At 42.7% G+C, this 22,938-nt stretch carries 21 protein-coding genes, 1 tRNA gene and 1 pseudogene; 18 read left to right on the top strand and 5 right to left on the bottom strand.

What is annotated here, in order from left to right; all coding sequences use genetic code 11:
• Window positions 1-66 precede the first annotated feature (66 nt).
• The 3 genes from O9334_RS18915 to radA form a co-directional block, all read right to left on the bottom strand.
• Window positions 67-522, bottom strand: a complete 456-nt coding sequence (locus O9334_RS18915) for a DUF29 domain-containing protein (RefSeq protein WP_150975675.1) — start codon at window positions 520-522, stop codon at window positions 67-69.
• Between the two features lie 72 nt (window positions 523-594).
• On the bottom strand, window positions 595-696 hold the full coding sequence (petL, locus tag O9334_RS18910) for a cytochrome b6-f complex subunit PetL (RefSeq protein ID WP_002791324.1): 102 nt from the start codon (window positions 694-696) through the stop codon (window positions 595-597).
• Between the two features lie 45 nt (window positions 697-741).
• Complete coding sequence (gene radA, locus O9334_RS18905; protein ID WP_190381107.1) at window positions 742-2,268, bottom strand: DNA repair protein RadA; 1,527 nt, start codon at window positions 2,266-2,268, stop codon at window positions 742-744.
• 233 nt (window positions 2,269-2,501) lie between these two features.
• On the opposite strand from radA, the gene rpaB reads away from it, so the two are divergent.
• The 5 genes from rpaB (at window position 2,502) to O9334_RS18880 (ending at window position 6,523) form a co-directional block, all read left to right on the top strand.
• A complete protein-coding gene (gene rpaB, locus O9334_RS18900) occupies window positions 2,502-3,230 on the top strand; it encodes a response regulator transcription factor RpaB (RefSeq protein WP_002781934.1) in 729 nt (242 codons plus the stop codon).
• 9 nt (window positions 3,231-3,239) lie between these two features.
• Complete coding sequence (locus O9334_RS18895; RefSeq protein WP_288001820.1) at window positions 3,240-3,881, top strand: cofactor assembly of complex C subunit B; 642 nt, start codon at window positions 3,240-3,242, stop codon at window positions 3,879-3,881.
• Window positions 3,882-3,962: 81 nt separating this feature from the next.
• Window positions 3,963-4,451, top strand: a complete 489-nt coding sequence (locus O9334_RS18890; RefSeq protein WP_288001819.1) for a shikimate 5-dehydrogenase — start codon at window positions 3,963-3,965, stop codon at window positions 4,449-4,451.
• A gap of 44 nt (window positions 4,452-4,495) precedes the next feature.
• Complete coding sequence (locus O9334_RS18885) at window positions 4,496-4,918, top strand: shikimate 5-dehydrogenase (RefSeq protein WP_045361681.1); 423 nt, start codon at window positions 4,496-4,498, stop codon at window positions 4,916-4,918.
• A 57-nt stretch (window positions 4,919-4,975) separates the two neighbouring features.
• Entirely contained in the window at window positions 4,976-6,523 is a 1,548-nt protein-coding gene (locus tag O9334_RS18880; protein ID WP_045361685.1) for a protein kinase domain-containing protein, read from the top strand.
• 48 nt (window positions 6,524-6,571) lie between these two features.
• On the opposite strand, the gene trhO is transcribed toward O9334_RS18880, so the two are convergent.
• Complete coding sequence (gene trhO, locus O9334_RS18875) at window positions 6,572-7,384, bottom strand: oxygen-dependent tRNA uridine(34) hydroxylase TrhO (RefSeq protein ID WP_052426741.1); 813 nt, start codon at window positions 7,382-7,384, stop codon at window positions 6,572-6,574.
• A 77-nt stretch (window positions 7,385-7,461) separates the two neighbouring features.
• On the opposite strand from trhO, the gene O9334_RS18870 reads away from it, so the two are divergent.
• The 4 genes from O9334_RS18870 (at window position 7,462) to O9334_RS18855 (ending at window position 11,412) form a co-directional block, all read left to right on the top strand.
• Window positions 7,462-7,534: transfer RNA gene (locus tag O9334_RS18870), tRNA-Ala, on the top strand.
• A gap of 284 nt (window positions 7,535-7,818) precedes the next feature.
• Window positions 7,819-8,601: a DNA repair protein RecO gene (gene recO, locus O9334_RS18865; protein WP_288001813.1), complete on the top strand. Its 783-nt coding sequence runs from the start codon at window positions 7,819-7,821 to the stop codon at window positions 8,599-8,601.
• 22 nt (window positions 8,602-8,623) lie between these two features.
• Window positions 8,624-10,114, top strand: coding sequence for an MFS transporter (locus O9334_RS18860; RefSeq protein ID WP_045361691.1), 1,491 nt, complete (start codon window positions 8,624-8,626; stop codon window positions 10,112-10,114).
• A gap of 317 nt (window positions 10,115-10,431) precedes the next feature.
• Window positions 10,432-11,412, top strand: a complete 981-nt coding sequence (locus O9334_RS18855; RefSeq protein WP_045361693.1) for a DUF4351 domain-containing protein — start codon at window positions 10,432-10,434, stop codon at window positions 11,410-11,412.
• Here O9334_RS18855 and O9334_RS18850 read toward each other — a convergent pair.
• Window positions 11,384-11,536 carry a hypothetical protein gene (locus O9334_RS18850; RefSeq protein WP_190381644.1) on the bottom strand — a complete coding sequence of 51 codons (153 nt, stop codon included), beginning with the start codon at window positions 11,534-11,536 and terminating at the stop codon, window positions 11,384-11,386. The genes O9334_RS18855 and O9334_RS18850 overlap by 29 nt on opposite strands.
• Before the next feature lie 135 nt (window positions 11,537-11,671).
• On the opposite strand from O9334_RS18850, the gene O9334_RS18845 reads away from it, so the two are divergent.
• The 9 genes and pseudogenes from O9334_RS18845 to O9334_RS18810 all read left to right on the top strand — a co-directional run bounded on the left by O9334_RS18845 (window position 11,672) and on the right by O9334_RS18810 (window position 22,893).
• Window positions 11,672-11,917, top strand: coding sequence for a UPF0175 family protein (locus tag O9334_RS18845; RefSeq protein ID WP_045361696.1), 246 nt, complete (start codon window positions 11,672-11,674; stop codon window positions 11,915-11,917).
• A complete protein-coding gene (locus O9334_RS18840; RefSeq protein WP_045361698.1) occupies window positions 11,914-12,411 on the top strand; it encodes a PIN domain-containing protein in 498 nt (165 codons plus the stop codon). Before O9334_RS18845 ends, O9334_RS18840 begins: the two co-directional genes overlap by 4 nt.
• A 154-nt stretch (window positions 12,412-12,565) precedes the next feature.
• Complete coding sequence (locus O9334_RS18835) at window positions 12,566-12,703, top strand: hypothetical protein (protein WP_288001808.1); 138 nt, start codon at window positions 12,566-12,568, stop codon at window positions 12,701-12,703.
• 250 nt (window positions 12,704-12,953) lie between these two features.
• Window positions 12,954-18,197: a DUF4347 domain-containing protein gene (locus O9334_RS18830; protein WP_288001806.1), complete on the top strand. Its 5,244-nt coding sequence runs from the start codon at window positions 12,954-12,956 to the stop codon at window positions 18,195-18,197.
• A gap of 72 nt (window positions 18,198-18,269) precedes the next feature.
• Window positions 18,270-18,347: pseudogene (locus tag O9334_RS22920) on the top strand (bluetail domain-containing putative surface protein); the annotation flags it as partial.
• Window positions 18,348-18,497: 150 nt separating this feature from the next.
• On the top strand, window positions 18,498-20,183 hold the full coding sequence (ilvD, locus tag O9334_RS18825; RefSeq protein ID WP_045361701.1) for a dihydroxy-acid dehydratase: 1,686 nt from the start codon (window positions 18,498-18,500) through the stop codon (window positions 20,181-20,183).
• Window positions 20,184-20,399: 216 nt separating this feature from the next.
• Window positions 20,400-21,260: a tetratricopeptide repeat protein gene (locus tag O9334_RS18820; protein ID WP_288001804.1), complete on the top strand. Its 861-nt coding sequence runs from the start codon at window positions 20,400-20,402 to the stop codon at window positions 21,258-21,260.
• A 243-nt stretch (window positions 21,261-21,503) separates the two neighbouring features.
• The gene (locus O9334_RS18815; RefSeq protein WP_002731529.1) at window positions 21,504-21,938 is read left to right on the top strand and encodes a ferritin-like domain-containing protein; all 435 of its coding nucleotides are present in this window, start codon (window positions 21,504-21,506) and stop codon (window positions 21,936-21,938) included.
• A gap of 34 nt (window positions 21,939-21,972) precedes the next feature.
• Complete coding sequence (locus O9334_RS18810; protein ID WP_288001802.1) at window positions 21,973-22,893, top strand: FTR1 family iron permease; 921 nt, start codon at window positions 21,973-21,975, stop codon at window positions 22,891-22,893.
• The last annotated feature ends 45 nt before the right edge of the window (window positions 22,894-22,938 follow it).

The following is a 22,938-nucleotide window of genomic DNA, read 5'->3' as shown; positions in this document are numbered from 1 at the left end:
CCAGAGAGAATCATCAATTTCGTAGAGAGTTTTTAAGTCGGGAATAACAGTCATTTTTTATCTCCTTTATTTGTAAGGTGGTAGCCAATTAGGAGCGAGCAGTTCTTCTAAACTGTAGGGACAAGTATCAGGAAAGTTGACTTTATTATCGGTTTTTTGACGAAGATAGCGAAGGGCTTTTTCATAAATAGTTGCCAAATTATGTTCTAGATAATTTCTTAAATTAGTCGTCAAATAAGTATTAAGTTCATCTTTAAAATTGATAATTTCTGAACGCCAATGAGCCTGATTATATTCTCTTTCACTTGTCCAAAATTGTAATAATAAACAATGTCTAATAATTTGCTGTAAAAAACTAGCAACACGAAACTTTTTCTCGTTTCCCAAGTCTTCTAACTCCTCGATCAAGTTTTCTAAGTCTAGCGCTTCAAAATTTTTAGCCTTGAGCAGTTCGATAGTTTCTTCTAACCAGAGAGAATCATCAATTTCGTAGAGAGTTTTTAAGTCTAGAATAACAGTCATTTTTTATCTCCCCTAGAATTGGCAATAGTGACCAGTTAAACCGATCACTAAAGCTTTTTTACTGTTTATATACTAGATAATTTTAGCGGCGCGCAGACCGAAAAAGAGACCGAGGGCAATTCCGGTAAAAACGATCAGATAACCCGCCAAAGCAGCAACAGCTAACACAGACATGGTGAAAATCTCCCAAGTAATTTAATCTTTTTTAGCATTGTACCGTTATTCTTGCCCTTCCCCTTCCTCGTCTTCTATATCTTCCCCAAAGCGCTGCTGGGGGGGGATTGCGGCGACAATTGCCTCGATTACCTTGCCGACTGGAACAATTTCTAAGCCCACATCTTCGGGATAAACTTGACCTCTAGGGACAATTGCCCGTTTAAAGCCCAATTTAGCCGCTTCTTTTAATCTTAGTTCCATTTGCGACACTAAGCGCACTTGTCCGCCTAATCCCACTTCCCCGATTAAGACTGTGCGCGGATCGACGACTCGATCGCGAAAACTGGCGACAACAGCGATCGCAACTCCCAGATCCGCCGCCGGTTCTTCCACTCCCAACCCTCCTGCGGAGGCAACATAGGCATCTAATTTCGATAAAGGAATGCCGACGCGCTTTTCTAAAACGGCGAGAATTTGCTGTAATCGGTTGTATTCTATGCCCGTGGTCGATCTTCGGGGGGAAGCGTAGCTGGTGGGGCTAACTAATGCCTGTAACTCCACCACAATCGGGCGTGTACCTTCACAGGCTACCACCGTCGCCGTACCCGGGGAAAATTCGTCGCGATTGCCTAAAAATAATTCTGAGGGGTTTTCCACTTCCACCAAACCGTGGTCCACCATCTCGAAAATACCGATCTCATGGGTTGCCCCAAAACGGTTTTTCACGGATCTTAAGAGACGATGGGAGGCATAGCGATCGCCTTCAAAATATAACACCGTATCGACCAAATGTTCCAAAACTCGCGGACCAGCGATCGCCCCTTCTTTAGTCACATGACCGACAATTAATAAAGTAATATTCTCCCGTTTTGCCACCTGCATCAAGGCGGAGGTACATTCGCGAACTTGGGCGACAGATCCCGGTGCGGAAGTTAAGGCCCCAAAATAAAGAGTTTGAATACTGTCAATTACCGCCACCTGTGGGCGTAAAGATTCTAATTCTCGCAAAATTTCCTCTAAATCGGTTTCTGGCAGAACATAGAGATGATTATCGAGTTCTGCGGTTGATTCAGAGGCTTTTTTCTCCTTGCCATTGCCATTATTTTCCGACTCCACGGCAACCACTCCCACCCCCAAACGGGCAGCCCGCAGTTTAATCTGTTGTCCCGATTCTTCGGCGGAAACGTAGAGGATGCGCGGTAATCTTTGGGCGAGTTGGTTGGTAACTTGCAGTAAAAGCGTCGATTTGCCGATGCCCGGATCGCCGCCGATTAGTACAAGAGAACCCGGGACGATGCCGCCACCGAGAACGCGATCGAATTCCCCGTAACCAGAGGGAAAACGTTCCTGTTCATACTGGGTAATTTCCGAGAAGCGAACCGAGATGCGCGGTTGGGGGTTGCGTTCCCCTTTGCCGTTATTTGGGCGACTATTTTGCCATCCTGGGCGATTTACCGCCGGATTATTGCCACCAGCCACCACTTGTTCTTCTAGCGTCCCGTAGGTGTCACAACTGGGGCATTTTCCTAACCATTGGGGAGATTCCGCCCCACAAGCACTACAGATATATATTGTTCGCGATTTCGCCATGTTTTTTAAGAAAAGTTGAAGAAAAGCGGTTTGGGGATCAATTCTCTTGTCAAATTTAATTAAGTATGATATAGGGGGAGGAAGACCATAAAGTTATTGATAATTGCCATAAAAGAAATAAAATAGGAAATTTAGGCTTAATGATAACGGCAAAGGGATATTCTATAAACAGGAACGCTCGTTATTTAACTTTAAAATTCATCACACTATTTAACTAAGGAGTGTTAATTCAGTTGGAGAACCAGAAGGAAAAAATTCTCGTTGTTGATGATGAAGCCAGCATCCGTCGTATCTTAGAGACTCGTTTGTCGATGATTGGTTATGAAGTCGTCACCGCCGCCGACGGCGAGGAAGCTTTAGAAACCTTCCGCACCGCCGAACCCGATTTAGTGGTTTTGGATGTGATGATGCCGAAATTAGACGGTTACGGTGTCTGTCAGGAACTCCGCAAAGAATCGGATATTCCTATCATTATGTTAACCGCTTTGGGGGATGTGGCTGATCGAATTACTGGGCTAGAATTGGGGGCGGATGACTATGTAGTTAAACCTTTTTCTCCCAAAGAACTCGAGGCGCGGATTCGTTCGGTGTTGCGTCGGGTAGAGAAAAATGGCGCTCCAGGGATTCCTAGTTCCGGTGTGATTCATATCGGTTCAATTAAAATCGATACCAATAAACGCCAAGTTTATAAGGGAGATGAACGCATCCGTCTGACCGGTATGGAATTTAGTTTACTAGAATTATTGGTCAGTCGATCGGGAGAAGCTTTTTCGCGCTCGGAAATCCTTCAGGAAGTTTGGGGTTATACCCCCGAACGTCATGTGGATACGCGGGTGGTAGATGTACATATTTCCCGTTTACGAGCCAAATTAGAGGATGATCCCAGCAATCCTGAGTTAATTCTCACCGCTAGAGGTACAGGCTATCTTTTTCAACGTATTCTAGAACCAGACGAGGAATAGTTCTCAGCTATGGCACCAGCTGATCCCGATCGTATTTTAAGACTGTTACCCCTGTTCGCCGGCATCGTCGGGGGTACGGTATTAATGTTTAATCGTTTTGCCACTGCCGATTTAACCCCATCGCAAGCGCGTTCCGATGTGATGGGAGTGATTTTGAGTGGGGTTTTAATTTTGGTGGGTTTAATCTGGCAAAGAGTTCAACCCCGCTTACCGGATGCTGTGGAATTAATCGGGCGCGAAGGCCTGGAATTTGCCCCAGATTTGCCAGAACCGGTTAAAATTGAGCTTGCCTGGGCTTCCCATTTACTTTTAACTAACACCGCCACAAAATCTCTGATCGTTTATTATCAGGGACAGGTTTTATTACGTCGCGGTATCTTAAGCCAGAATTCTGAAGTTAAAGTTAGTAATATTATCAAAAGAGTTTTAGAAACCGGTAAAGCCGTTTATTTAGTTAATTTAAATTTATATCCCGCTAAAATCGAGTTTGACTATTTGCCAGAAAACACCCAAGGCTTAATCTGTCAACCCATCGGTAAGGAAGGGGTGTTAATTTTGGCGGCAAATGCGCCGCGCAGTTATACTAAACAAGATGAAATTTGGATCGAGGGAATTGCTGATAAATTAGCCAACACTTTCAGTCAGTTTTAGACGATTTCAGTAATATTTAAGAATTTGGTTAAGATGAGAGTAGGCAATTAGCGATCGACTTGTAGCTAAGGATTTTAACCGATGACTCAAACTGGTGAAACCGTTACCTATTCGCTGGAATCCGTCCTGACAAGGATCGAGGGTAAAATCGACAATTTTCAAAGGGATGTTAATCAAAAATTTGATACTCTCCAGAGGGATGTAGATCAGAAAATCGACTCTTTCCACAGAGATGTGGATCAGAAAATAGATTCCTTCCAGAGAGATGTTAATCAAAAATTTGAAACCTTCCAAAAAGATGTGGATCAAAAATTTGACACTCTCCAAAAAGATGTTAATGATTTAAAAGTGGAACCCACAGAAATAAAGGGAGAGATTAAAACTCTGACTGAAAAAGTCGCAGGTATCGATAAACGACTGGAAAAAGTCGAGGATAGTTATGCAATCCTAGTTAAAGATATTGCTGACTTAAAAGGGTTTAAATCCCTGATTATCCCGATGGTTGTGGCTTTTTTAAGTGCTGTGGTCACTTTAGGATTGCACGGCTTTTTTCTTGGCAACAAACCTTAATTTTTTATGTCAAGAAAGTAGTTATTTGCAAGAGGTTTTTAATTATGACACAAACTAGCGAAACCGTTACCTATTCTCTCGAATCTGTCCTGACAAGGATCGAGAGTAAAATCGACACCCTCCAAAGAGATGTTAATCAGAAAATCGACAATCTCCAAAGAGATATGGATCACAAATTTGACAGTCTCCAAAAAGATGTTAATCAAAAATTTGACACTCTCCAAAAAGATGTTAATGATTTAAAGGTGGAAGTCACAGAAATCAAAGGAGATATTAAAACTCTTGATCAGAAAGTCGAAGCGATGGATAAACGACTGGAAAAAGTCGAGGATAGTTATGCAATCCTAGTTAAAGATATTGCTGACTTGAAAGGGTTTAAATCTCTGATTATCCCCATGGTTGTGGCTTTTTTAAGTGCCGTGGTCACTTTGGGATTGCGCGGCTTTTTTCTTGGCAATAAACCTTAAATATATCAGTGGATATTTTAATCATCAAGTTTATTTTGTACTCTACCAATAAAATCCATGAGTTTTTGCATTAATCCTCATTGTCCTAAACCGAAAAGTATCAAGGAGAGTCGTTACTGTCAATCCTGTGGTTCCGACTTGCTTTTAAATGGTAAATATCGAGTCACAAATTTATTGAGTGCCAAAGGTGGATTTGGTAATACCTATGAAGTGATAGATGAACGTAAAATACCCAAAGTATTAAAAGTTCTTACCTACGATTCCAGCAAAGCTATTGATTTATTTCAACAGGAAGCCAATCTTTTAAAACAATTAAATCACCCCGGTATTCCCAAAGGAGAAAACTATTTTATTTATCATCCCCGGGAGAGTCAAACTGCTTTACACTGTTTAGTCATGGAGAAAATTGCTGGTATTGACTTAGAAGAATATCAAAAACAAAGAGGATTTAAACCGATTGATTATCATCTCGCTTTGGATTGGTTAACTCAGTTAGCTAATATTCTCCACGAAGTTCATAAACATAAATTCTATCATCGCGACATCAAACCCTCTAATATTATCTTAAAACCCGATGGTCAATTAGTTTTAATTGATTTTGGGGCAGCGCGACAAGTCACTAAAACCGTCCTAGCAGGAGGTAAAAATACGGGAATTTATACCCCCGGATATGCTCCTCCCGAACAATCTCTCGGTCACTCTGTCCCCCAATCAGACTTTTATGCTTTGGGCAAAACTTTCGTCTTTTTGTTAACCGGTAAAGAACCCAGTGACCCGAAAATTTATAATATCAATACCAACGAATTTAATTGGCGTAAATATGCCCCAAATATCCCTTCTCGATTAGCAGATTTTATCGATAATTTAATGGCAGAAAAACCTATTGATCGACCTAAAGATACCAAAACTTTGCTAAAAATCATTACCGATATTAAAGCCAATCCCCATCAAACTAAAAAAACTAAAAATTCTGCTCCTGAAAAACCTAGAATTATTCCTATTCCCAATCCTGCACTTATTTCTTTAATCGCTGCAATTTCTCCCAGTTATGCTGGGTTTTGGCTCCGTTTAAAAGCTTCTTTAATTGATTCTTTTATCGTTCTTATTATCGCCGCTTTATTAGGTGGTTATATCTGTTTTCGCTTACAACAATGGTCAACTTTTAAAAACTTAAATCTTGATTTTGATATTCCCAAAGAAATCTGGGTTTACTATGCGGCAGGATTAAGTGCAGTTGGAACAACAATTATCGGGTTTGCTTTATTTATAGCGGCAATTATCTATAATATTCAAGCCAAAATTAACTTTACTCACGAACATATTGCCATCCTGACTGCTCTTGGTTTAGGAATAGTGATTAAATGGTTATATTATGTTTTCTTAGAATATCTTTTTAAAGCCACTATTGGTAAAATGTTTTTTGATTTATTCGTCACCGATAGCCAAGGCCGACGCATATCTTTTGCGAGAGCCAATCGCCGCTACTTACTAAAATTTCTCTCCACTGCTCCCTTATATTTGGGCTTTTTACTGGCAGCCTGGACAAAGAAAAAACGCGCCCTTCATGACATGATTTCCGGTACACAAATCCGCAAAAAAAAGTAACCAGAACCTAGAAAAGTAGGGAGATGAGAGCGGTACGATAGGATAAAATTAACTACAATAGGGACAAGATATTCCTGCTCGGTAACTGGGGGATTGTTTATCTTTTTCATCGATGGGATGACCACAAGCGGGACACATTTCATAATGTCCTACCTCTAAATTAGCTGTTAGTGCCACTCTTTGATCGAAAACAAAACATTCTCCTTGCCAAAGACTCTGATCGGGACTAACTTCTTCTAAGTATTTCAAAATACCTCCCTCTAGCTGATAAACTTGAGAAAAGCCTTGATTTAATAAAAAAGCTGCCGCCTTTTCACAGCGAATTCCCCCCGTACAAAAAAGAGCTATTTTCTTATTGTTAATACTATCAAAATTTTCCTGAATATACTCGGGAAATTGGCGAAAATGCCGGATTTCCGGGTTAAGCGCTCCCGCAAAAGTACCGATCGCCACTTCATAATTATTACGAGTATCGATAACTACCACGTCCGGCTCTTTCAGTAATTGGTTCCACTGTTCAGTTTTGAGATGAATTCCTGTTTTTTCGAGAGGATTAGCCTTGGGTTGACCAAAAGTGACAATTTCCTGTTTTAAGCGAATTTTTAAGCGTTGAAAGGGCAAATAATCACAAACAGACTCTTTCACCTCTAGATTAGCTAAACGAGTATCGGTTTTTAACCAACTAATCACCTCCGCGATCGCTTGACGGTTTCCTGCGATCGTTGCATTAATCCCCTCGGCTGCCAGAAGAATAGTTCCTTTAATTCCTCTTTCTTGGCAGTATTTTTGTATTTCTGGCTGTTTTTGACGATAATCTGACAAAGCCACAAACTGGTAAAAAGTGGCGACTAGATAAGACATGGCAGGCAAGGGAAAAATTAACTTGTAATATTTTTCACTATAGGTTATAATAACGAGAGTGTCTCAAAAACCAGATCGGGGGTTTAGCTCAGTTGGTAGAGCGCCTGCTTTGCAAGCAGGATGTCAGCGGTTCGAGTCCGCTAACCTCCATAGTTTCCCTTTTGCCTGGTGATTAGCTCAAGTCTTTTTGGGGAGACAATTAGCTAGGGTTTGCTGAAAAAATCTAAAAACCTTGTTGGGTAAGACTTTTAGACCTTTTGTCAATCAAAAAGTACCAGATATGGGAGTGATCGGGGGGAAATTTCCTGGACTTTTTCCCTGAAAATTAGGTAATTGACCCCCTCAAAATCGGTAAAACCCTACACCCCACACCCCACACCCCACACCCTGTCCCCACGAAAAACTTTTTGCCGCAGACCCTAGTTAATTATTAAATGATGTCTCGTACCTATCAAGCTACTGGAATCAATCTGCAAGGAATGGCCTTCGGAGAAGCCGATCGCATCTTAACTATTTTGACCGCCGAATATGGTTTAATTAGAGCCATTGCCCCTGGTGCGCGCAAGTATAAATCTTCCCTCCGGGGTAGAAGTGAACTATTTGTGGTCAATAATCTGTTAATAGTCGCAGGAAAATCCCTAGATAAGGTCGTTCAAGCCGAAACTATCGAATCTTATCCCAAATTAAGTCAAAATCTCGCCAAACTCACCGTTAGCCAATACCTCTGCGAACTGGTTTTGGCGATCGCACTGAGCGAACAACCCCAGAGGGAATTATACGAATTAATCTGCAGCCATCTGGCCAGAATTGAAGTCCTCGACGAGAATCAATACATACTTCCCTATCTTTGTCAAGCAATTTTTCATTTCTTAATAATTGCCGGCTTAGTGCCGCAAGTCCATAACTGCCTGTTGACGGGAAAAGCTTTAGTTGGGGAAAATTGCCTAGGATTTAGTTTTGAGGCAGGGGGAATAATAGATCTAGCTGCCCTCACAGAAACAATCAACCCGCCCAAAATCGATAGTAAACTGACGCGGCAAGAACTGCAATTACTGCAATGCCTAGGAAAAACAGATTTTCCCCCACCAGAAAACCTGACCTCAGAACTAGCATGGATTAACCTCGATCGCCTGCTGCGCCGCTATACTCAATATCATCTGGGAAAAACTTTTCGCTCCTCGGCATTAGTTGAGGGTTTATCTCCCTTAGAATTTTAAACAGATAGCAAAAATCATCATAATGCAACTGTTTGACTCAGAAACTGACGACGCTACGTCTAGCTCCTCCTCCACTCCTGTTTTTAATTCTTCCGATTCCTCACCGAGGCAATCCGACGCAGAAACCATGAACCGCTTGCCTAAACGTGCGCCCAAATCCCATCCTAGTCAGGGTTTTGCCCCAGTGCTAAAAAACCCGCGCTTTCTCATTCTCTGGGCGGGGGGAATTTTTTCCCAATTAGCGGATAAATTCTATTTAGTCCTGATGATATCCCTAATTGCCACCCATTACCAAGAAGCCGATCAGTCGATTAGTGGCTGGGTATCGGCGATAATGATTGCTAATACAATTCCGGCGGTGTTAGTGGGTTCGGTGGCGGGTGTATATGTTGATAGATGGTTAAAAAAACAAGTTTTAGTTATTTCTAACCTTTTACGGGGGGCCTTTGTCCTCGTCATTCCCCTATTATTATGGTTAGTGCGCGGGCAAACTTTAGCCGTTCCCCTCGGTTGGCTGCCGGAAGGTTTAAGAAATTGGCATTACCGGCTACAAGGAGAATTTAATTTACCCTTCGGTTTTTTCCTGTTGTTAGTCATTACTTTTCTTGTCTCCACCTTAACCCAATTTTTTGCCCCTGCCGAACAATCTACCCTGCCATTAGTGGTAAAACGTCGTCATCTTCTACCGGCTAATTCCCTCAACACTTTAACCACCATGGCGGTATTAATTATCGGTTTTGCCATCGGTGAACCAGTATTAGCTTTTGCCGATAGCATTTTTGGCACGAGAGCCGGACAATTTGATATTGGCAAAGTGATGATTGTCGGTGCTTTTTATATAATTGCCGGTTTAATTCTAATTATCCTGCGAACTAACGAAAAATATGTTATTCCTACCGCAGAACAGCCCCATGTTTGGGAAGATATCCGCGACGGCATTCGTTACCTCAACAAAAATCATAAAGTTCGTAACGCTCTGATTCAATTAGTCATCTTATTCTGTATTTTTGCTGCTCTATCGGTATTAGCCGTCAGTATGGCCGAAAAACTACCCGGGTTAAAAGCTTCTCAATTCGGCTTTTTATTAGCCTCCTGTGGTGCAGGAATGGCAGTTAGTGCGATTACTTTGGGTTATTGGGGCCAAAAATTCTCCCACACCCAATTAAGTCTCTGGGGTTCCCTGGGTATGGCGGCAGCTTTAATCGGTTTATCTCTAGCCACAAAGAGTTTAATTTTAGCCTTCGCTATGACCGCTTTATTAGGGATTTTTGCCGCTTTAGTCGGGGTTCCCATGCAAACTACCCTACAGGCAGATACACCCCCCGAAATGCGCGGTAAAGTCTTTGGTTTAGAAAATAATGCCGTTAATATTGCCCTCTCTTTACCCTTAGCTGTTGCGGGTATCGCCGAAACTCAATTCGGACTCCGACCAGTACTATTAGCTTTAGCAGTTATGGCAGTTATCGGCGGTGGTTTTACTTGGTATGTTTCCGGCAATTTATCTAAAGATTAGCGGAACTTTTCAGTTATCAGTTATCAGTTATCAGTAATCAGTTATCAGTTATCAGGAGTCAGTATTCAGGAGTCAGGAGATTGAGATTGCCTTTATTTATTCTCCCATCTCCCCCACAAAGAAGCGAAACTAACATTAACTAAACGGTTGTACGAACAGGGTTATCAACGAGAGGATATTCTCAGAATAGAAAACGGGTTTCTTGAAGAAACCCGTTTTCTGGATCGTCTTGTCAAGTAACCTTAAACTTGTTAGAATCAAAAAGTTATTATTTTCTGGTAGTCATTCACCGCTGAGATTAGTTAAGATGATATTACATGACTAATAATATTGACCATGATCGCTTATTTAAGGAGTTAATCTCCACCTTTTTTGTCGAATTTATCGAGTTATTTTTTCCTCAAGTAATGGATTATTTAGATAGGGACTCGATTACTTTTTTAGACAAAGAAGTATTTACCGATGTCACGGAAGGAGAAAAGCATGAAAGCGATTTAGTCGCACAGGTTAAGTTTCGAGGAAAAGAATCTTTCTTTCTGATTCATCTGGAGGCGCAGCAAAGTTCCCGCCAGTGGTTTAACCGGCGAATGTTTACTTATTTTGCTCGCTTTCATGAGAAATTTGTCTTACCGATTTATCCCATTGTAATTTTTTCTTACTCCCAGCCAAAAAAAGAAGCAATTAGTCAATATGTGGTCGATTTTCCCGATTTTAAAGTCTTAGAATTTAACTATCAGGTAGTGCAGTTAAATCGATTAAATTGGCGAGATTTTCTCAATCAGCCGAATCCGGTTGCTTCGGCTTTGATGGCGAAGATGAACATTGCCGACAAAGAGCGAGCCAAGGTTAAAGCGGAATGTCTGCGCTTGTTAATCACTTTAAGGTTAGATGCAGCGAGAATGCAATTAATTTCTGGATTTATTGATACTTATCTCAATCTAAATCCTGCCGAAGAGATACAATTTCAAGAAGAGATTAGCACATTTAGTCAACCCGTACAGGAGGGAGTTATGCAAATTACCACCAGTTGGATGCGTCAAGGTATTGAACAAGGTATCGAACAAGGTATCGAACAAGGTATCGAACGGGGTATTGAACAAGGTATCGAACGAGGTATCGAACGCGAAAAGACGTTTATTATTCGCCAACTTAAACGCAAGTTAGGGGAGATTAATCCTGCATTAGAAACTAAAATCATGCAGTTAAGTATTGATGATGTCGAAGCATTAGGAGAAGCTTTATTCGACTTCTCTACGGTTGAAGATTTAATCAATTGGTTAAATACTTTAACTGCCTAGCTTTGACGTTAGCGATCGCATCTTCGCCATCACAAGCGGTGAGATTGCTTCGGGTGGTTTTGGCTGAAAGAGAAAAGTTAACGCGGGAAGTATCCCCCTCACAATGACCCGCTAAAATTGTCATTATAGCTTGTTGATTGAAGTGAGGTCAAAGACAATGCTTCTTACCGTAGGGTGGGAATTACTCACCAATTCACCTTGACAGGCGGCGAAAAATAGGATAACATTTGTATAATTCTTGTCAAAATACGAAGAAAATATGAGTCTAGTTATTTCCCAAGAAGTGATTAAAGCAAGTGGTTTATCAGAGGATGAACTGTTAAAAGAGATTGTTATTATGTTATTTCAACAAGATAAGATTAGCTTGGGAAAAGCAAGTGAGTTATTAGGTATTAATCAAATCAAGTTTCAACGGATGCTTTCTGAAAGAGGAATTTGTATTCATTATGATGTTGCTGAGTTTCAGGAAGATATTAAGCATTTAAAAAACAAAGGTTGGCTATGATCATTATTAGCGATACTTCTCCTCTCAGCAGTCTTGCTCTTGTTGGTTATCTGTCAATCTTAAAAGATATTTATACTAATGTTATTATTCCCCAAGCAGTTGCCAATGAATTGGCCAATTTAACTGAGGAAGATATCCGCATTAAAGCGACGCTTTCTCTGGAATGGATACAGGTTCAACAAGCCACTAATTTAGAACTTGTGGCTTGTTTGAGGAATGAATATAATTTAGATCTTGGCGAAGCAGAAGCAATCGCTCTTGCTTTGGAATTAAAGGCGGATGAATTGTTAATTGATGAACGTCTTGGACGGAGGGAGGCTGTGCGTTTGGGGCTGTCAATTACGGGTATTCTAGGAGTTCTTTTAATTGCTAAAAATAGAGGATTAGTTTCTAAGGTTAAACCGATAATGGAGTCTCTAATTAGCCAAGCAAATTTTCGCATCAGTCATCAACTTTATGAGGAGGTTTTGCAAACTGCAAATGAATTAGATTAAGTTGTGAGGGGGGAATTGAGAGACAATATTCAGAAAAACTGATGATTTAGAAATACAGTTTTCCCGATCAATGTTAATTTCTGTTACAGCACCCTTGAAAGATTGGGGATTGTTGAGCTAAAACTGTTAGCAATAAACTTTTGCTGTCAATGTCATGACTTCTCCCCTGTTGCCGATTCTTCCTGCTGTTGACGATATTTTATTCGATTTTGCTCAATCTGATGGCTTGGTTCAAGTTAATCAGGTGGATAATACAAGAAATCAGGGTTTAACCGCACCGAATTTAATTTGATTTTCTCTGATTCATGAATAAACCTGATGAAAAAAAAAAAAAAAAAAATAAGCATATTTTATATTCTATTGACGGTAGAAAAAAACGCTCTCAAAATGGTAGAAACGATTAATTGATGGTTTGACAGTCTTCAAGCCTAACCTAGACTGGCTGCGGTTGCGGAAAACAGGCTGACTCGGCTGAATAAATAATATTAAAGCAGCTTGTGGGCAATGCCCACCCTACACCACTCACCAGGAACCCTTGTATTATGTCTCGCCAAACCAATCTCAACCAGTCCGTAGTTTTCCTCGATGCTGGTGTTACCGATTATCAAAGTCTCCAAGCTGGGGTAATTCCAGAAGTCGCCACCGTTATTCTCTCTGCCAAGGAAGACGGAATCGAACAAATATCCGCTTTTTTACAACAAAATCCCCAGATTACCACGATTCACCTCGTCTCTCATGGTGCGCCTGGATGCTTATATTTGGGGAATTGTCAACTTAATTTAACAAATATTTACGATTACCGCCAACAGTTACAGAATTGGGCAAATGTTCATCATATTCTACTGTACGGTTGTCAGGTCGCGGCGGGAGATGCAGGAGAAGAATTTATTGAGAAGTTGCATCAGTTGACAGGTGCGACGGTGATGGCTTCAGCGACTCCTACGGGAAGTAGTCGAGGGGGAGGAAATTGGGAGTTAGAGGTAATAGTTTCTCGCGCTGAAAGTGAGCAAGATTTGAATATTTCCTTGGCGTTTGATGGGGGGACTTTAGCGACTTATGAGGGAGTATTTGCTCTTTCTTTAGTTGGGAAGTGGGATCGTTTAAGCTTTGCCAATGCGGTGACAGTAGTAGGTAACTACGCCTACGCGGTGGGGGATACACTAGAAATCATTGATATTAGTAATCCCAGTGACCCGATTTTCAAGGGGAATTACGATATTTCCGATGGTCAAGATGTACAAATAGTCGGTAGCTATGCTTATGTAGCTGATTTGTATTCAGGACTGACAATCATCGATATCAGTAACCCAGATACTCCCACCTTTGTCAGTAATTATGATACTTCTGCCAATTCTTATGATGTGGAAATAGTAGGCAACTACGCTTATGTGGCTGATGGAGGGTTGCTAATCATCGACATTAGCAACCCAGCCGCTCCCACTTTTGTGGATATTGATTATACTTCTGACCTTCCTTATGATGTGGAAATAGTCGGTAACTATGCTTATGTAGCCGATTATTGGTCAGGACTGCAAATCTTCGAGATTTTCAACCCAGCCGCTCCCACTCTTGTGGGTAATTATGATACTTATGGCAATGCTGAGGATGTGGAAATAGTCGGCAACTACGCTTATGTGGCTGATGGAGGGGGTGGACTACAAATCATCGACATCAGCAACCCAGCCGCTCCCACTTTTGTGGGTAATTATGATACTTTTGGCGGTACTAGGGGTGTGCAAATAGTCGGTAACTACGCTTATGTGGCTAGTTATTATTATACAGGACTGACAATCATCGATATCAGCAACCCAGCCGCTCCCACTTTTGTCCGTTATTATTATACTTCTGGCTCTACTACTGATGTGGAAATAGTAGGCAACTACGCTTATGTGGCTGTTGCAGGGAGTGGACTGCAAATCATCGACATTAGTAATCCGACAACGCCTACTCTTAAGGGTAATTATTATAATTTTTTTGACGGTGGTGATGTGGAAATAGTCGGTAACTACGCTTATGTGGCTAATGGGACTTCAGGACTGCACATCATCGATATCAGCAACCCAGCCGCTCCCACTTTTGTGAGTAATTATGATACTCCTGGCTTTGCTTCTGATGTGCAAATAGTAGGCAACTATGCTTATGTAGCTGATGAGTCAGGACTGCAAATCATCGACATCAGCAATCCAGCCGCTCCCACTCTTGTGGATTCTGGTACTTCTGGCTACTCTGCTGGTGTGCAAATAGTAGGCAACTACGCTTATGTGGCTACTGGTGCAGGCGGATTGAAGATTATTGATGTCAGTGACTTCAATAACCCATCGCCTTTACCAAGTGTCACCTTAGCAGTTTCCACCACCAGTGTTACTGAAGATGGAACGACTAATTTAGTTTATACCTTCACCCGCACAGGAGACACAACCAATCCTTTGACGGTCAATTTTAAAACAGTCGATGATACAGACTCGTGGAAAACAGCCATCTTTAACACAGATTACAGTCAAACTGGTGCAGCCAGTTTCCCAAATTACTCAAATGAAACAGGAACAGTGACTTTTGCTGCTAATTCTGCGACTGCAACTGTAACAATTGACCCCACAGCAGATACCACAGTTGAAGATGACGAAACCGTCAGCTTAACCCTCACTTCTGGGACTGACTATACAGTTGGGACAACTACTCCAGTGACGGGAACGATTCTCAATGATGATACCCGTGTTACCCTTCAGGTTTCTCCTAGTCTTGTTACCGAAGATGGGACAACCAACTTAGCTTACTTCTTCTACCGCGACGGTGTAACAACTAATGCTTTGACAGTTAACTATACAGTTGGGGGGACAGCTACCCTTAATACAGACTACACTCAAACCGGTGCAGCGAGTTTTAATGGGACAACAGGGACAGTGACTTTCGCCGCTAATGCTAATACTACTACCGTAACAATTGACCCGACAGCAGATAATATAGCTGACCCGGATGAAACTGTAACTTTAACCCTCGCTTCGGGGACTGGTTATACAGTGGGGACAACCACCACAGTGACGGGAACAATTAATGACGATATCAACCCCCCTATCCCCACTTTCATCAGCAAATATGATACTCCTGGATGGGCTTTTGGTGTGGAAGTAGTGGGAAATTACGCATATTTGGCTGATTATGATTCAGGACTGCAAATCATCGACATCAGCAACCCCAGTAACCCCATTTTCAAAGGCAATTATGATACTGACGGCGCTTGGGATGTGGAAGTAGTGGGGAATTACGCATATCTAGCTGATGGGAGTTCAGGACTACAAATTATCAACATCAGTAACCCCACCAACCCCACTTTCATCGGTAATTATGACAATTTTAGTGCAGTCGTTGATGTGCAAGTAGTGGGGAATTACGCATATTTGGCTAATGGGAATTCATTACTGCAAATCATCGACATCAGCAATCCCACCAACCCCATATTAAAAGGCAGTTATGATGATAGTTCTGGTTTTGCTGATGGTGTACAGGTAGTGGGGAATTATGCTTATATAGCTGATTATTTTTCAGGACTGCAAATCATCGACATCAGCAATCCCACCAACCCCATATTAAAAGGCAATTATTATAGTTCCGGTAATGCTAGGGATGTGGAAGTAGTGGGAAATTACGCATATTTGGCTGATTATGATTCAGGACTGCAAATCATCGACATCAGCAATCCCACCAACCCCATATTAAAAGGCAATTATTATAGTTCCGGCGAGGCTACTGATGTGCAAGTAGTAGGGAATTACGCATATCTAGCTGCTGGAGGAGGTGGACTGCAAATCATCGACATCAGCAACCCTACTAATCCCACTATCAAAGGTAATTATCAAAACAACTATGACTATGCTTTTGATGTGAAAGTAGTCGGTAGTTATGCTTATGTAGCTGCGCGTGAAGGCGGATTGCAGATTATTGATGTGAGTGAGTTTACCAATCCACAAACTGTTACTCTTGCTGTCTCTCCCAGTAGTGTCAATGAAGACGGGACAACTAACTTAGTCTATACCTTCACCCGTACTGGTTCTACTACCAGCGCCTTAACCGCTAACTATACAGTTGGGGGGACAGCTACTAATGGAACCGATTACACTTCTATTCCCACCAGTGTCACCTTTGCTGCTGGTTCATCCACTGCTACTGTAACAGTTGACCCCACTGCTGATACAACAGTAGAAAGTGATGAAACTGTTGCTTTAACTCTTGCTTCTGGGACTGGTTATACAGTTGGGACAACTACCGCAGTGACGGGGACGATTACCAATGATGATTTCCCTAGTATTACTCTTGCGGTTTCTCCCAGTAGTGTGACAGAAGATGGGACAACTAACTTAGTCTATACCTTTACTCGTACCGGTTCTACTACCAGCGCCTTAACCGCTAACTATACAGTTGGGGGAACAGCTACTAATGGAACCGATTACACTTCTATTCCCACCAGTGTCACCTTTGCTGCTGGTTCAGCGACTGCTACTGTAATAGTTGACCCCACTGCTGATACTACAGTAGAAAGTGATGAAACTGTTGCTTTAACTCTTGCTTCTGGGACTGGTTATACAGTTGGGACAACTACCGCAGTGACGGGGACGATTACCAATGATGATTTCCCCCAACTCTCCATCAACGACATCACCGTGGTGGAAGGTCAAAATAGTAATGCAATCCTCACCGTCACTGTAAATAATCCAAGTACACAACAAATTACTGTCAACTATACCACTACAGCCATTGATGCTACCGCCAATGTAGATTACACTAGCCAGACAGGAACCCTCACCATTGCACCTAATACTGCCACCGCTACTATTAGCATTCCCATCCTCAATGATAACCTCAATGAACCTGATGAAGCCTTTACAGTAACCCTGTCAAATGCGGTTAATGCTACCATCAATCCCGACGAAGCAATTGGACAGGTAATTATTACTGACACCCTACAAAGCAGCATTACTAAAACCTTACCCAATAATGTGGAAAACCTCAGACTAATTGGGACTAATAATATTAATGGTACGGGTAACACTGGTGACAATAAAATCACCGGAAATAGCGGTAACAATATCCTCGCTGGTGCTAATGGTAACGATATTTACTGTTTCAATGCTTCAACCTCCTTAGGAAGCGATACCATCCAAGAAACTACCACTGGTGGTATCGATACCCTCGACTTTACTGGGACAAATACCTCAGTACGAGTCAACTTAGGCGTTACTACAACCCAAACCGCCGTCACTAATAATCTAAAATTGACTTTTTCGGCAAATAACACCATCGAAAATATTATTGCCGATAGCGGTAATGACCGACTAACCGGGAATAGCCTTAATAATACTCTAACTGGTGGTGGTGGCAACGATCAATTAACCGGTCAAGACGGAAACGATAGTTTAATTGGTGGTTCCGGCGATGATTTACTCACCGGTGGTAATGGTAGCGATAATTTTATCTTCAATAGTAGTAATTTAGGAATCGATGCCATCAGCGATTTCACTCCGGGTAGTGATAAAATAGTATTAAGTAAAGCCATATTTCCCGCTTTACAAAGTAGCATTGGCAATGGATTCAGTCAACCGGCTGAATTTGCCAGCGTCGCTGACGATGATTTAGTCGCCACTAGCAGCGCTTTTATCGTTTACAGTACCAGCAGTGGCAGTATTTACTACAATCAAAATGGTAGTGCTGCTGGCTTAGGAAGTGGCTCTGAATTTGCCAATTTGTTGACTGTTCCTACCCTGATAGCGGCTGATTTCGCACTGATAAATTAACCTTACCACAGAAATCGATACCATTCGAGCCTCGGTTAATTTGACTTTAGGAGCCAATGTCGAGAATTTAATGCAGCCACCGACGCAATTATCGAAATCACTGGATTAACAGGAACTCTCGATATTGCTGATTTTATAGTTGTACCCTGAATCATCCCACAGTTTTATATTTTCTTTAGAGATGGGCTGTCCTAAAACCTGCTCAGAGCGGCCAAAAGTCAGAAAATATAAATAAAGGTGCGATTGGAGAACTTGAGCCGCGATCGCACCTGTCAGCCGCCATTGGAGAAAGATAAAGTTATGGCAGATAACTACAGAAGTCGCATTGTTACCCAAGGTACCCAACGCAGTCCGAATCGGGCCATGTTAAGAGCGGTAGGTTTTGGGGATGAGGACTTTAGCAAACCAATCATCGGCATCGCTAACGGATTTAGCACCATTACCCCCTGTAACATGGGAATTAATGATTTAGCAATGCGTGCCGAAGCAGGAACCAGATTAGCGGGGGGAATGCCGCAACTTTTCGGGACTATCACCATTAGTGACGGGATTTCCATGGGAACAGAAGGGATGAAATATTCTCTCGTTTCTAGGGAAGTAATCGCCGATTCCATTGAAACCGTCTGTAATGGTCAAAGTCTCGATGGAGTCCTCGCTATCGGGGGTTGTGACAAAAATATGCCAGGGGCAATGATTGCCATGGCCCGGATGAATATTCCCGCTATTTTCGTCTATGGTGGCACGATTAAACCGGGGCGCTACAAAGATTGCGATTTAACCGTGGTCAGTTCCTTTGAAGCCGTGGGACAGTACAGTGCTGGTAAAATCAGTGAAGAAGACCTCATCGGAATTGAACGCAACGCTTGTCCCGGGGCCGGTTCCTGTGGTGGAATGTTTACTGCTAATACCATGTCTTCCATTTTTGAAGCCATGGGGATGAGTTTACCCTATTCCTCGACCATGGCCGCCGAAGATGCGGAAAAAGCCGATAGTACCGAAGAATCGGCCAAGGTTTTGGTCGAGGCGGTTAGAAAACAGATTCTCCCTAGCCAAATTTTGACCCGTAAAGCCTTTGAAAACGCCATTTCGGTAATTATGGCGGTGGGAGGTTCCACTAACGCTGTGCTGCACCTTTTAGCCATTTCCCGCACCATCGGGGTAGAATTATCGATCGATGATTTTGAAACCATCCGCCAGCGTGTACCGGTTATCTGCGATCTTAAACCCTCCGGGCGTTACGTTACCGTGGATCTGCATAAAGCCGGCGGTATTCCCCAAGTGATGAAAATTCTCCTGGTTAATGGTTTACTACACGGGGATGCTCTCACCATTAGCGGTCAGACTATCGCCGAGATTTTAGCCGATATTCCCGACCAACCGCCCTCAGGCCAAGATGTTATCCGTCCTTTTAGCAATCCTGTCTATAAAGAGGGTCATTTAGCCATTTTAAAAGGAAATCTGGCCACGGAGGGGGCCGTGGCCAAAATCAGCGGCGTGAAAACTCCGGTCATCACCGGACCTGCGCGGGTGTTTGAGTCGGAAGAAACCTGTTTAGAGGCAATTTTAGCCGGAAAAATTCAAGCCGGGGATGTGGTGGTTGTCCGTTACGAGGGACCAGTAGGCGGACCGGGTATGCGGGAAATGTTAGCCCCCACTTCGGCAATTATCGGCGCCGGTTTAGGGGATTCCGTGGGATTAATTACCGATGGTCGTTTTTCCGGGGGAACCTATGGCATGGTGGTCGGTCACGTCGCTCCAGAAGCAGCGGTGGGTGGTACAATTGCCCTAGTAGAGGAAGGGGATCAAATCACTATTGATGCTCGTCAGCGTCTCTTGCAGTTAAATGTATCGGAGGAAGAATTAACCCGTCGTCGTAACCATTGGCAACCGCGCCCCCCACGCTATAAAACGGGAATTCTCGGCAAATTCGCCAAGTTAGTCTCCTCTAGCAGTCTCGGCGCTTTAACGGATCTGAATCTGTTCTAAAAGTATAACAGGGAATGGCGATCGCAATTGGTCGCCGTTTCTTGGTTATATTAGGGAACACCAGAGCTTTTTTGCAGTGGTCGGTAAACAGTAATCAGTGAAGGGTTGCCTGTTAGGGATTGGGGAGGGGACGAATTAATATAAATACTTTTGCCTCTTGCCCTTTGCCTCTTGCCTTTTCCAGCTGACGAACCTAATTACTATAGATTAATAACTATGACCTATCTACTCACTGTCTATCGAGCGCTCGAATGCCGTCCAGATACCTATCGGGACTGGTATGACCAAGGCAATATTTTAAGAGAAAGAATGGACTATTTTGGAGCCTTAATCAGCTACGAAAAAGCCTTAGAATATTATCCAGATGATTATTGGGCATGGTACAAAAGGGGTATGATACTAGAAGACTTGGGAATGTATGAAGAAGCGGCTCAAAGTTACGCTAACGCTGCACAGGTAAAGGATGATAACTATTGGGCTTGGTATGATCAAGGTTGTGTTTATCTACAAGAATTAAAGGACTACCAAAAAGCGATCGCTTGTTTTCAACGGGCCCTAAGTCATAGTCCGGGGGACTATTGGGCGGCCTACCGGCAAGGGGAGGCCTATCGATTGCTGAAAAATTACGAACGCGCTATCACTTCCTATGATCTGGCCCTGGGGGCGCGACCCCGGGATTATTGGGCCTGGTATCGTCGCGGCGACGCTTTCCGGGATTGGGGCAATCCCCAAGAGGCTTTATTTAATTATCGTACCGCCCTCGATATCCGACCGCAAGATTACTGGTCTTGGTATCAACAGGGTGTGATCCTACAGGAATTACAGCGTTTACCAGAAGCGATCGCCTGTTATGAAGAATCGTTAAAAATCGATCAAGATGATCGCTATGCGTGGTATAATGCCGCCTGCTGTTATGCCGCCCTCGGTCAACAACAAAAAGCGATCGACTGTTTACGCGAAGCTCTAGACATAGAACCAGATATATGTGGCGAATTAGCGCGTAATAACTTTGTTTTCGATGGTTTAAGGCAAAATGAAACCTTTAATGACCTCTTGAGTTGCTATTCCCCCGGCTAAAATCCTTTTGACTCGATCGCCTCGATTCAGCACCTAGGGTTTGCTGAAAGGGTTTGTCGTGGGGTGTGGGGTTTTAGGCATTTTCAGGGGAAAAGTGCCGAAAATTTCCCCCGATCACTCCAATATCTGGCACTTTTTTGATGACAAAAAAGCCTAAAGATATTAGCCAACAAGGTTTTGAGATTTATTTAGCCAGCCTGGATTAGCTACAATTGCAATTAGAGACGAATTATTGAGAATCTTATGCGAGAACTAGACAGAGACAAAACCATCGAACAACTGAACGAAATCATGGAATTTGAACTAGCGGGAGTTGTCCGTTACACCCACTATTCCCTGATGGTGACAGGTCCCCATCGCATCCCCATCGTCCAATTTTTCCAGACCCAGGCCACGGAGTCCCTCACCCACGCGCAACAAGTCGGGGAAATTCTCACCGGTTTAGAAGGCCATCCTAGCTTAAAAATTGCACCCATCGAGGAGAGCTATGAACACAATATCAAAGCAATCTTGAGTGAGAGCCTCAATCATGAGAAAAAATCCCTTGATTTGTACAAAGCACTCCTAGAAACCGTTGAAGATGCCAGTATTTACCTAGAAGAATTCGCTCGCGGTATGATTGGACAAGAAGAATTACACAATCTGGAAATTCGCAAGATGCTCCGGGATTTTGCTTGAGCTAGGATCAAAGCTAGAGTTTATCCACTAGCTTATGAATCTTAGTTCCGCTTTACCCACTTTTATTATCACTCTCCGGGAAGGTTTCGAGGCCGCTTTAGTGGTGGGAATTGTCCTCGCTTGTTTACAAAAATCGGGTCGATCGCAACTTAACTCATGGGTGTATCGTGGTATTGGTGCGGGAGTGGTGGCTAGTGTTTTGGTCGGTATTTTGCTAGGGGGAATCCTTTTGCAAGTGGATGCCTCTCCTAGTCCATTCGTACCAATGATCAAGGAATTACTGGCCGCCACTTTTGGACTGATTGCCGTCTTGATGTTGAGTTGGATGTTAATTTGGATGACTCAACAGGCCAAATCTTTGAAATCTGAGGTAGAAAGTGCGGTAAAAGCGGGTTTAAAATCGGAAAATGGGGCAGGAAAAGCGATTTTTCTGCTCGTTTTTATCGCTGTCTTGCGAGAGGGATTTGAAACTGTTCTCTTTATCCTGGCCCAATTCCAAAAAGATTGGCAGATACAAACGTTCGGTGCGATAGCGGGGTTAAGTGTCGCAACTTTGTTGGGAACTCTCCTATTTGCGGGGGGAGTAAAAATTAATATCCGTCTCTTTTTCCAAATTATGGGGACTTTCCTCCTCTTAATCGTTGCGGGATTACTCATCGGTGTTTTGAAACATATCGACGCAGGAATCAGTCTTTTAAGTGAAATTGACCCTTTTTATCGCAATTTCTGTCCTTCTCTCCCCTCCTCCTGTCTTCTCGGTTTTCAAGTTTGGGACGGTTCCCAAATTTTAAGCGATCGCACTTTCCCCGTACTCCTCCTTAAATCCCTGTTTGGTTATCGTCAAAACCTCTATATCAGTCAAATTGTTGCTTATATCCTCTTTTTACTGCTTATCGGTGGCCTCTATTTCCAAAGCTTACGACAACGTCCTCAAACAGTGACCAGTAAACAGTAAACAGTAATCAGTAAACAGTGACCAGTAAACAGTAAACAGTAATCA

The organism is Microcystis sp. LE19-8.1F (assembly GCF_027531715.1).
Classification (GTDB): Bacteria; Cyanobacteriota; Cyanobacteriia; order Cyanobacteriales; family Microcystaceae; genus Microcystis; species Microcystis wesenbergii_A.
The sequence above is the reverse complement of the archived record's forward strand: the minus strand, read 5'-3'. Positions and strand labels throughout refer to the sequence as shown.

Bases quoted from the DNA above. Each gene is read 5' to 3' on its own strand.
- O9334_RS18915 (WP_150975675.1), bottom strand. From the start codon at position 522: ATGACTGTTATTCTAGACTTAAAAACTCTCTACGAAATTGATGATTCT.
- petL (WP_002791324.1), bottom strand. From the start codon at position 696: ATGTCTGTGTTAGCTGTTGCTGCTTTGGCGGGTTATCTGATCGTTTTT.
- radA (WP_190381107.1), bottom strand. From the start codon at position 2,268: ATGGCGAAATCGCGAACAATATATATCTGTAGTGCTTGTGGGGCGGAA.
- O9334_RS18895 (WP_288001820.1), top strand. From the start codon at position 3,240: ATGGCACCAGCTGATCCCGATCGTATTTTAAGACTGTTACCCCTGTTC.
- O9334_RS18890 (WP_288001819.1), top strand. From the start codon at position 3,963: ATGACTCAAACTGGTGAAACCGTTACCTATTCGCTGGAATCCGTCCTG.
- O9334_RS18885 (WP_045361681.1), top strand. From the start codon at position 4,496: ATGACACAAACTAGCGAAACCGTTACCTATTCTCTCGAATCTGTCCTG.
- O9334_RS18880 (WP_045361685.1), top strand. From the start codon at position 4,976: ATGAGTTTTTGCATTAATCCTCATTGTCCTAAACCGAAAAGTATCAAG.
- trhO (WP_052426741.1), bottom strand. From the start codon at position 7,384: ATGTCTTATCTAGTCGCCACTTTTTACCAGTTTGTGGCTTTGTCAGAT.
- recO (WP_288001813.1), top strand. From the start codon at position 7,819: ATGATGTCTCGTACCTATCAAGCTACTGGAATCAATCTGCAAGGAATG.
- O9334_RS18860 (WP_045361691.1), top strand. From the start codon at position 8,624: ATGCAACTGTTTGACTCAGAAACTGACGACGCTACGTCTAGCTCCTCC.
- O9334_RS18855 (WP_045361693.1), top strand. From the start codon at position 10,432: ATGACTAATAATATTGACCATGATCGCTTATTTAAGGAGTTAATCTCC.
- O9334_RS18850 (WP_190381644.1), bottom strand. From the start codon at position 11,536: ATGACAATTTTAGCGGGTCATTGTGAGGGGGATACTTCCCGCGTTAAC.
- O9334_RS18845 (WP_045361696.1), top strand. From the start codon at position 11,672: ATGAGTCTAGTTATTTCCCAAGAAGTGATTAAAGCAAGTGGTTTATCA.
- O9334_RS18840 (WP_045361698.1), top strand. From the start codon at position 11,914: ATGATCATTATTAGCGATACTTCTCCTCTCAGCAGTCTTGCTCTTGTT.
- O9334_RS18835 (WP_288001808.1), top strand. From the start codon at position 12,566: ATGACTTCTCCCCTGTTGCCGATTCTTCCTGCTGTTGACGATATTTTA.
- O9334_RS18830 (WP_288001806.1), top strand. From the start codon at position 12,954: ATGTCTCGCCAAACCAATCTCAACCAGTCCGTAGTTTTCCTCGATGCT.
- ilvD (WP_045361701.1), top strand. From the start codon at position 18,498: ATGGCAGATAACTACAGAAGTCGCATTGTTACCCAAGGTACCCAACGC.
- O9334_RS18820 (WP_288001804.1), top strand. From the start codon at position 20,400: ATGACCTATCTACTCACTGTCTATCGAGCGCTCGAATGCCGTCCAGAT.
- O9334_RS18815 (WP_002731529.1), top strand. From the start codon at position 21,504: ATGCGAGAACTAGACAGAGACAAAACCATCGAACAACTGAACGAAATC.
- O9334_RS18810 (WP_288001802.1), top strand. From the start codon at position 21,973: ATGAATCTTAGTTCCGCTTTACCCACTTTTATTATCACTCTCCGGGAA.